The 8,862-nt window shown below is 54.8% G+C and carries 11 protein-coding genes; 8 read left to right on the top strand and 3 right to left on the bottom strand.

The window, feature by feature from the left end:
• Positions 1-109 precede the first annotated feature (109 nt).
• From NPX02_RS18485 to NPX02_RS18455, 7 genes are all read left to right on the top strand, one after another.
• Entirely contained in the window at positions 110-820 is a 711-nt protein-coding gene (locus tag NPX02_RS18485; RefSeq protein WP_260295403.1) for a transposase, read from the top strand.
• Positions 821-922: 102 nt separating this feature from the next.
• Complete coding sequence (locus NPX02_RS18480) at positions 923-2,209, top strand: RNA-guided endonuclease InsQ/TnpB family protein (RefSeq protein WP_260295401.1); 1,287 nt, start codon at positions 923-925, stop codon at positions 2,207-2,209.
• Positions 2,210-2,535: 326 nt separating this feature from the next.
• A complete protein-coding gene (locus NPX02_RS18475; RefSeq protein ID WP_260295400.1) occupies positions 2,536-3,162 on the top strand; it encodes a YbhB/YbcL family Raf kinase inhibitor-like protein in 627 nt (208 codons plus the stop codon).
• 128 nt (positions 3,163-3,290) lie between these two features.
• Positions 3,291-3,494: a hypothetical protein gene (locus NPX02_RS18470; protein WP_260295399.1), complete on the top strand. Its 204-nt coding sequence runs from the start codon at positions 3,291-3,293 to the stop codon at positions 3,492-3,494.
• On the top strand, positions 3,491-4,198 hold the full coding sequence (locus NPX02_RS18465; RefSeq protein WP_260295398.1) for a S41 family peptidase: 708 nt from the start codon (positions 3,491-3,493) through the stop codon (positions 4,196-4,198). Before NPX02_RS18470 ends, NPX02_RS18465 begins: the two co-directional genes overlap by 4 nt.
• Before the next feature lie 60 nt (positions 4,199-4,258).
• The gene (locus NPX02_RS18460) at positions 4,259-4,555 is read left to right on the top strand and encodes a hypothetical protein (protein ID WP_260295397.1); all 297 of its coding nucleotides are present in this window, start codon (positions 4,259-4,261) and stop codon (positions 4,553-4,555) included.
• A gap of 119 nt (positions 4,556-4,674) precedes the next feature.
• Positions 4,675-4,920 (top strand): hypothetical protein, encoded by a 246-nt coding sequence (locus NPX02_RS18455; protein ID WP_260295395.1) that lies wholly within the window; start codon positions 4,675-4,677, stop codon positions 4,918-4,920.
• 56 nt (positions 4,921-4,976) lie between these two features.
• On the opposite strand, the gene NPX02_RS18450 is transcribed toward NPX02_RS18455, so the two are convergent.
• The 3 genes from NPX02_RS18450 to NPX02_RS18440 all read right to left on the bottom strand — a co-directional run bounded on the left by NPX02_RS18450 (position 4,977) and on the right by NPX02_RS18440 (position 6,715).
• Positions 4,977-5,447, bottom strand: coding sequence for a hypothetical protein (locus NPX02_RS18450; protein ID WP_260295394.1), 471 nt, complete (start codon positions 5,445-5,447; stop codon positions 4,977-4,979).
• Between the two features lie 2 nt (positions 5,448-5,449).
• Complete coding sequence (locus tag NPX02_RS18445) at positions 5,450-5,761, bottom strand: hypothetical protein (protein ID WP_260295393.1); 312 nt, start codon at positions 5,759-5,761, stop codon at positions 5,450-5,452.
• Positions 5,762-6,154: 393 nt separating this feature from the next.
• Entirely contained in the window at positions 6,155-6,715 is a 561-nt protein-coding gene (locus NPX02_RS18440) for a lipid-binding SYLF domain-containing protein (RefSeq protein ID WP_260295392.1), read from the bottom strand.
• A 578-nt stretch (positions 6,716-7,293) separates the two neighbouring features.
• Here NPX02_RS18440 and NPX02_RS21525 point away from each other — a divergent pair.
• On the top strand, positions 7,294-8,835 hold the full coding sequence (locus tag NPX02_RS21525) for a sensor histidine kinase (protein WP_260295391.1): 1,542 nt from the start codon (positions 7,294-7,296) through the stop codon (positions 8,833-8,835).
• The last annotated feature ends 27 nt before the right edge of the window (positions 8,836-8,862 follow it).

The raw sequence follows: 8,862 nt of genomic DNA, 5'->3' as shown, positions 1-8,862 counted from the left end.
CTATTTATCACCGATTCAATGGGGTCACGATTCAATGGGGTCAGACTCGATTGATATTTGATTGAAGGCGCAGTATAGTGCCTGCATCAACTATTCCGAGAGCAAGGAAATGGCACGCTTACCCCGATTCGTAATCCCCGGCCAACCGCAACACGTCATTCTGCGGGGCAACAACCGAGCCGAAATATTTTGTGCCGATGCAGACTACCTGTTCTATCTGGAAAAACTCCAGTTAGCCTGCAAGGCCCATAGTTGCGATCTTCATGCCTATGTACTGATGACCAATCACCTACATTTGCTGATCACCCCGCATACGGAGCAAGGCCTCTCCAAAGCCATGCAGAAGCTGGGACGCTACTATGTCCAGTACTTCAACCATTGCTACCAGCGCACCGGCACTTTATGGGAAGGCCGCTACAAGGCCACATTGGTTGATAGTGAATCCTATTTGTTAACCTGCATGCGCTACATCGAACTGAACCCGGTAAGGGCGGGCATGATCGCACACCCGTCCGATTATCGCTGGTCGAGTTACCATTACAACGCGCTGGGGCAACCGAATGCGCTGGTGACCCCACACCTTGAATTCAGACGTTTGGGGAAAACAATTGAAGAACGGCAAGCCGCCTACCGCCAACTCTTTAAACACCGCATATCGAATGATAGTCTTAGCGAAATCCGGGAAGCGACAAACAAGGCTTGGGTGCTGGGCAATGATCGGTTCAAGGAGCGCATCCAGAAGAAGCTGGACCGACGGGTAGAGCCGAAGGCCAGGGGCGGGGATAGAAAGTCTGAGAAGTTCAGAGCCGATCGGGCCTGACCAGGTGCGCGACAAGCCTCGGCCTTCAGGCCGGGGAAGAATAGCGTGGACGGCGCAGCCGTCCTATAATGCCGGCACTGGATGAACATACAGGTATTGATAATGCAACGCCTGCAAGCCTTCAAATACGAACTGATACCGATCAGCGAACAGCAGTGCCAGATGCGCCGCTTTGCCGGATCGTGCCGGTACGTGTTCAACAAGGCGCTGGCGATGCAGAAGGATCTCTACGAGCAGGGTGAGAAGAAGCTCGGCTACGCGGGCCTCTGCAAGTTGCTCACCGAATGGCGCAACAGCACCGAGACGCCTTGGCTCAAGGATGCGCCGACGCACCCGCTGCAACAGACGCTCAAGGATCTGGAGCGGGCCTACGCCAACTTCTTCGCCAAGCGGGCGGATTTTGTTCGACGCATCCCTGCGCCTCACCCCTCCGGGGCTGACGCGAAAAAACGCTCCCGGCGTTTTTTTCCGCGCTTCAAACGCAAGGGGCAGAACGACAGTTTCCGTTACCCCGATCCGAAACAGATCAAGCTCGATCAGGGCAACAGCCGCATCTTCCTGCCCAAGCTCGGCTGGCTGCGCTATCGCAACAGCCGGGGTGTGCTGGGCGTGGTGAAGAACGTCACCGTCAGCCAGTCGGGCGGCAAGTGGTACGTGTCGATCCAGACCGCGCGCGAGGTCGAGCAGCCGCTGCCGAGAGGGGGCGCGGTCGGTATCGACATGGGTGTGGCGCGCTTCGCCACCTTGAGCAACGGCACTTACTACGCGCCGCTCAACAGCTTCAAGCGGCATGAAGCCGCCTTGCGCAAGGCGCAGCAGGTGATGAGCCGTAAGACCAAGTTCAGCAACAACTGGAAGCAGGCGAAAACCCGCGTCCAGCGAATCCATTCCCGCATCGGCAATGCCCGCCGCGACTACCTGCACAAAACCTCAACCGCGATCAGCCAAAACCACGCGATGATGTGTATCGAGGACTTGCAGGTGCGGAACATGTCCAAGTCTGCCAAAGGTAACGCCGAACAGCCGGGAAAACAGGTTCGGGCCAAGTCCGGCCTGAACAAATCCATCCTCGATCAAGGCTGGTTCGAGTTCCGCCGCCAACTGGACTACAAGCTGGCGTGGAACGGCGGGCATCTCATCGCGGTGCCGCCCAGAAACTCCAGTCGAACCTGTCCATGCTGCGGCCATGTATCGGCGGACAACCGCCGGACACAGGAGCGTTTTGCGTGCGTCGAATGCGGCTTCGAGGAAAACGCCGATGTGGTCGGCGCGATCAATATTTTAAGGGCGGGACACGCCCGGTTAGCCTGTGAAGTGAGCGGTGCGGTAATGCCGCCAGCAGCAGGAACCCACCGAAGCGACTCAGGGGCGGCACGATGCCTCGCCTGAGCGTCGTAGGAATCCCCCGCCTTCAGGCGGGGGAGGATGTCAACCGATGACCGATATCGCCACAGCGTGTTAAGGGCTCGCGCAAAATAAGTTTCGGTATTCGGTCGCAACTGGACCCCGCTGGCGGCGTTACGCTTTTTGCCAAGGGAGCGGGTTTGTCCATGGATGGACTTATGCCGCGGAGGCCATGGATGGCCGGGAGCGGCCATTGCCTGCAAAGCGTGCCTTGCCAGCGTGGCGCCCAGAGTAACCCGGCGACGCCCTCGGTACTGCGAAATTATTCTTGCGCGAGCCCTAACTCATGCCAAAAGCAGGAGGAGAACGTGATGAAACTGACAAGCAACCAAATCCGGGACAACCAGCCCATTCCCGTAGCGAATGCCTTTGGCAAGCATGATGACAGTAGTCATGTAACGCTTGCCGACAACCGGAACCCGGACCTGAGCTGGGATGAAGTCCCCGATGGAACGCGCTCCTTTGTACTGGTCTGCCACGATCCCGATGTACCCAGCAAGCCGGATGACGTGAATCAGGAGGGGCGCGAGGTACCGGCCGATCTGCCCCGGGTCGATTTCTACCACTGGGTGCTGGTGGATATTCCGGCCTCTCAGCGAGAGATCGTCGCCGCGGCCGATGCCGATGGCGTCACGCCAAAGGGGAAGCCGGGCGGCACGTCGCCCGCCGGCGGCATTCGCGGCATCAACAGCTACACCGACTGGTTTGCGGGGGATGCCGACATGGCGGGGGACTACTATGGCTACGACGGCCCCTGCCCGCCCTGGAACGACAGCATTGTGCACCACTACCGGTTCACGCTCTACGCGCTGGATATCGACAGCTGCGGCCTGAGTGGCCGCTTTGGCGGTCCCGAGGCGCTCGCGGCCATCGAGGGTCATGTGTTGGACAGCGCCAGTATCATGGGTACCTATGTGATCAATCCAAGATTGGCCTAGGCGAGTACCGTATGATCGCGTGGGCACAAAAAACGTGCCCACCCTACGTTCCTGCGCCACCCTAATCTACAGTCGCAGATTATGTTGATTTTGATATTGCCACCTTTTGAAAACGACAACGATTTTTTATGAAAAAACTCAGCATTTTCAGCCTGCTTTTGCTTGTCACCGGCTGTGTTTCAAATCCGCCTCAAGAGGGTCAGGCCAACAGATGCGACCTGCCTGAAACGATGGCGGACCATCAGTTCTCCGCCCCCGACCTGGCGCGAATGACACGAGAGGTGAACCGGTTATATGCCTATCCTGACGGCCACGTCCTCAACAGGCGTTGAAAGATAAGGAGATATGCGCCCTGGTAAAAGCCGGTACCATCAAGATTTTCGACCCTGCCAATATAAAACAGAAGCAACCGGAACCGGAACCGGAGAAAGCTATCCTGGCCGAACCGCTCGATGACGGCCTGCTCTACATCGGCATCACACGCTTTGTGGATGACACCGTGACAGAATTAAAAGGGATCTTGAGAAGCGAGGTATTCCATTCTGCCCGCGGCATCGTAATTGATCTCAGAGGCAATCTGGGCGGCACGTTATACAGCGTTAACAAGGTCGCCCAGCTGTTTGGACCAGGCAATTTGCTGATTGGCGAGACAAGAGGCGCCATGCCCGGCAAGTACTATACTGACAAGCAGGCTACGTCAGCCGGATCAGGCAAAGCGACAGTTGTCGTTGTGGATGAAAAGACGTCCAGCGGTGCCGAGCTGTTTGCCGGCTTTATCAAAAATCACCACCTCGGTACGGTCGTTGGAAAGAAAACGGCCGGTGCCGGCCTGGTCAGGACGGTGGCCAGGATCAACAAGGGGGCGATCATGTTGATACCCGTCAATTACCTGTTCGACTCCAACGGCAAGGCGATTGAGGGGAATGGTATTGAGCCGGACATTGTCCTTCCCCAAACCGGGTGCACGGAACATTATCCATATGGCTTGTGCAAAGCGGTGCTGCAGCAAGCGTTGACCATGCAAAATTACCCGTAAGCATTGGGGATAACTGGAAAAGATGAAGATATAGCGCCATGAAGCAGAGAGGGAGCCCTGATGGAACAAAATGACCAAATGCGTTTGGCGATGTGCTGGTATGATGAAGCGCAATGGAAGTTACTGAAGGAACTCGATCCAGACGGCACTGACGACACATATGAAGTGTGGCGGAAGAGTGCCAGCGAAGCCTTCTCGGAATTGCGCGCTTCTGGTCAAGACATCGTGAAGATTTCAATTAGAATTGATGAGTTACTTGCGTGGTGTGAGGAAAACGGTTATGAACCGGTAAGTTCTTCAAGATCAGCGTATGCCGCATTCAAGCTCCAGCAAAATAATGAACGGAATAAAACCTAGTCAGGTTGTCAGGCAAGCAGGGCAAGTACATCTTTAATCGGATGGAGCGAACACCCGCCATGAAGCCGACTGAGCGATGGTAGCAGTCACCTGACAGTTCTCCGGAAGAGGAAGAATCAATGCGAATGATTATTCTGTTGGCGACCTTATTGATAGTCGGTCTGCTGGTGGCCCGCCAATTAAATCTCGGCTCTTCCACTACTACTGGCACCGGCGTTGAGACGACAGAGGAAAGCAACAACAGTAACCCTCCACGGGTCCCAACAAGACCACAGGATGTTCAGGCGTTTGGCGAGCAAATGAATAAGTTCATCAACGATACCGCATCCGAGCGAAAGCAGCGGATTGAACAAGAACAACAATAACCCGGCAGAAAACCGGTAGGGTGGACACGCCTCTTGTGCCCACGAGGTCAGCCACCCTACCCGATTGCCTGCCCATCCGGCGGCACCAGCCGCAGACATTGGGCCAGTTCCATCGCCGCCTGCTCGTCGATGGTCAGGCACACCAGCCGCTCGATGCGCCCTATCGCCTCGGCACGCTCCGCCCCCGACTCCGCCATCCCGGCGATAATCCCGAACAGCGGTTTGGCATGCCCGTTCAGATAGGCGATGGCCAGGTTGGCCGCCAGATGCTGGTGCGGGGGGAAATCACACACGGGCGGGGACTCGGCCAGTAGAGTCACCACCAAGCCACGGCATATCAGTTCGCACAGATCCCGGTCCAGGCCGTTCTCCGACCCCATGAGCCGTCTCAGATCCCCCACCCGGTTGTTACCGTCGGTCAGGATCAGCAGTTTGCGCAGGGACAGGCTCAGCGTCCTTGATCGCTGTTCGAGTTCCTGGCGTCCCGCCGCCGTGCGGACCAGCACCAGTTCATCGTGCAGTGGCATGGCTACTCCGCCAGGGCACGGATTACGTCGTCCAGCAGCTTGACGCTGATGAACACATAGACGGCGCCGAACACCGAAAATACCGAGACCAGCAGGGGGCGCATGCCATCGGGCACCATACCGAGGAACGGCGGCACCAGGTAACCGGCGGCAAAGAAGAGCACCAGCAGAAAAAGATAATCCAGCTTGCGCTTGATCAGCCCGCCCGGTACCCGGGCACGCAGCCGTAGCGCCTGGGACAGGCAGATCGCCATCAGGGCGATGGCCAGCAGGTTGACGCCAAGCGCCAGTAACGGCTCTTCCAATAACTCCATGGTGGTTTGGTCTCCCTTCTCGGATTATTAGTCCGCGAACAGAAAGCAAATTCGGTGCCAGCGATTGTGAAACACCCAAAATCCCCCTGCTGCCGGTCACTTAGGGGATGTGGTGGTTGGCGACGATCGCTACCGGGCGATCAGCGGGTTTCCACTGGTGTGCTATCGGGGACAGGTTGTTAACCAGTCCGATAGGCAGTTTCGGTGACCACACCACAAACGGTACCGGTCATGAGACCGACGGCTATACCGCCTACTACATGATAAAAGAGTGGAGGGGACGGAGGGATTTAAAAATGAACAATTGGCCTAGCTGATTAAAATTCACCCCCTCCCCTTTTTCGCTTCTTTTCCGAATCAGGACGGATGCACATTGCATCCGTCCTGATTGATTTACCGACTGATCTTGGTGATTTTTGTTCCCTCAATACTGACTCCCGCCATCAGTCCTTGCTGACTGAAAATAAACGCATAGGCATCATCCTTCAGTGAGGATGTCGAAAGATTCTTTGCGATCCCTTCGTCAACCACAACAATTGTTGGACCGACGCCAATTTCCCAACCATCGGTCTTTTCAATATAGCGAACAGCCGCATCTGTCATCAAAAACACGGCATATCCGTAGGACTGAGCACCTGCCTGCAGACCCCAGGATCCGGAAACGGAATTATAATAATCAACGACTGTCGAGCCCTTGATCAACTCTCCTTCGCCATAGCTGCCGCCGAACACCAGCCCAGCCTTTACGATATTCGGGAAGACGAGTATCGCCTTGGCGGTGCGCGAAATGTCCTCGGCAAGAGAATTGGTTTTATAGAGCCTCTGCAAGGCCTGCTGGGAATCCTTATCCAGATCCTCGGCCGTTGCAGCGCTTGCGGTATTCATTATTCCCAGCGAAAAGATTGATAGAGTTGCAACCATGAACGCAAAGACATTGCCACGTATGCTGTTCATTTTATACCCCTCCCTGCTAGGGATTCGGAAACCTTCGATAGTGATACCTGCTTACAATCACGAGCAGTCCATCTAGCATTTTCAGACAGCCTACCGGACACTCGACGCTGATATTATCACTGCAAGGTCCAGTCACCCCGCCATCTGTCGTCTAAAAAATAGTCCGCTCCAGTAAGGAATACAAGGCGGCTTAACGGTCGGAAAATAAAGTAAACGGGGACATTAGCCTTCCCCGCTCACTCCTATACTCCTTTACTCTTCTAACTTTTACCCGGTACAGAGGGTGACAAATGCGCGGCCGGCGCACGACGCATTGGATCCCCATTCTCCCATTTCCGGGAATCCCTCCCAATTCTGCGATAGCCGGGACAGGCATGTCGCACAGCCGTGGGGCTTACGCACCCGGGGACAACCGGAAATGGCTTGTCCATATCAACCTTATTCTGTTGATTTTAATGGCTAATATCACTTGATCAGGTCCATTGGCCGGCCTGGATAAAAACCCTGATTTTAGTGCAGTTTCTGGCTCGCATATTGCACGCACGTAGCCATATCGATAAAGCATTGCGAGGTGCCGCGTGAAATTTCAACTGGTCCGTTATTTTACAATCGCCAGTCTGGTGGTGTTCTTGATTGTGGCCTTTTCGCTCAATTTTGTGCAAAACAGGATTCAAACGGCTGCGCTGGTTGAGCAGGAGGAAAACCAGAACATCAACATGACCCGGGTGATATCCAACTCCATCTGGCCAGAGTTTGATTTCCTCATCAACAGATCCGGCACAGTCTCGACCGAGTCATTGAAAAAACATCCGGAGATGCAACGCATCTTCAATCTCACCACGTCCCTCTTGAAAGGGTTGCCGGTGATCAAGGTGAAAGCGTTCAACCTGGAGGGACGGACGGTATTCTCCACCCAGAACAGCCAGGTGGGGGAAGACAAGAGCCAGAACTCCGGGTTTCTCTCTGCCAAAAACGGCGTACCGGCCAGTGCGCTCTCCCATCGCGACACCTTTGACGCATTTGACGAAACGATCAGCGATCGTGACGTCGTCTCCAGTTACATACCGGTATACAACCCGAAGACGGGGAAGCTGGAAGGTGTGTTCGAGATCTATTCCGATGTAACCCGCTTTCTGGCCAAGTTGCGTGAAACCCAATACATGGTGGTGGCCGGCATCGCCGGTCTTTTGGGACTGCTGTTTATCGCCCTGCTGGTTATCGTGAAACGGGCTGATCAGATCATTAAACAGCAGGATATAGAGAATCAGAAGTCACGTATGCAGATTGCCCAGTCGGAAAAGATGGCATCCCTGGGCCATATGGTGGCGTCGGTTGCCCACGAGCTCAATACGCCGCTCGCCTTCACCCGCAGCAATATGGAACTGGCGGTAGAAGGTCTGGACAATCTGCGGCTGCCGAGCAGCTATGGCAGACAATTGATCAATTTTGCCAAATCGAGACGCAGCAAAGATTCAACCGGCATCAACATAAAATATACGCACAAGCTGCTCAGGGAAACTGACGGTTATGAGGAGTTGACGGAGATTGAAGATCTGATCGAAATGCTTGCACAAACACAAAGTGGCCTGGCACAGATGTCGGAGCTGGTTTCTCACTTGAAGAAGTTTACCCGGATCGATCAGAACAGTGTGGTGGATTTCAATCTTAATAACTGTCTGGAAAATGTTCTCTATATTGCGCGCAGCACCATTCCGGAACATATAACCATCCATCGTGATTTTGGCGAATTGCCCCTGATCGAGTGTATGCCGTCACAGTTAAACCAGGTATTCATCAATCTGATCAACAACGCCGCCCATGCCGTCGATCCCGTCAATGGCACTATCTCGATACGCAGCTTCGTGGATGACGGCTATATCAAGGTGGAAGTCGAGGACAACGGCACCGGTATACCGGAGAAAAACCTGGAGTCCATATTTGAGGCTTACTTCACCACCAAAGGTGTCGAGGAAGGCACCGGGCTCGGCCTATCGATATCAAAGGAGATCGTTGAACAACACCATGGTGTGATCGGTGTCCGGTCAAGCGTCGGTAAAGGCACCACGTTTACGGTTCAATTGCCTGTCCAGACGGAATCCGGAAACAGGAAGGCCGCCTGATAACCCAACAATCAACAGAGTGATATC

The organism is Sedimenticola hydrogenitrophicus, assembly GCF_025175675.1.
Lineage (GTDB): Bacteria > Pseudomonadota > Gammaproteobacteria > Chromatiales > Chromatiaceae > Sedimenticola > Sedimenticola hydrogenitrophicus.
The sequence above is the reverse complement of the archived record's forward strand: the minus strand, read 5'-3'. Positions and strand labels throughout refer to the sequence as shown.